Raw genomic sequence first — 285 nt, 5'->3', positions numbered from 1 at the left:
GTCGCGGGGCACAGCACTGGCAGATCCGGGGCAACACCATCCGGTCCATCGCGGCCGGCGGCGTGCGCATTGGCGAACCCGGCGACCGGGAGACTGCGGCGTTCGACGCCTGCCATTCTCATCAGATCACCGACAACGAAATCGTCCAACTGGGCCGCATCTTCGCCCCCGGGTGCGGTGTGATCATCTTCCAAAGCGGCACCAACCGGGTCGCGCACAATCATATTGCCGACCTCTATTACACGGGCGTTTCGGTGGGTTGGAACTGGGGCTACCAAGACACCC

Annotated in this window: 1 protein-coding gene; it reads left to right on the top strand. The window is 63.9% G+C overall.

Annotated elements, in window-relative coordinates; all coding sequences use genetic code 11:
- The coding region (locus MD536_RS21465) for a hypothetical protein (protein WP_239603829.1) at positions 1 to 285 on the top strand (285 nt) is incomplete at both ends.

The organism is Flavihumibacter cheonanensis, assembly GCF_022352215.1.
GTDB classification, from domain to species: Bacteria; Bacteroidota; Bacteroidia; order Chitinophagales; family Chitinophagaceae; genus Flavihumibacter; species Flavihumibacter cheonanensis.
Note: the sequence above shows the minus strand (reverse complement) of the source record. Positions and strands in the feature narration are given on the sequence as shown.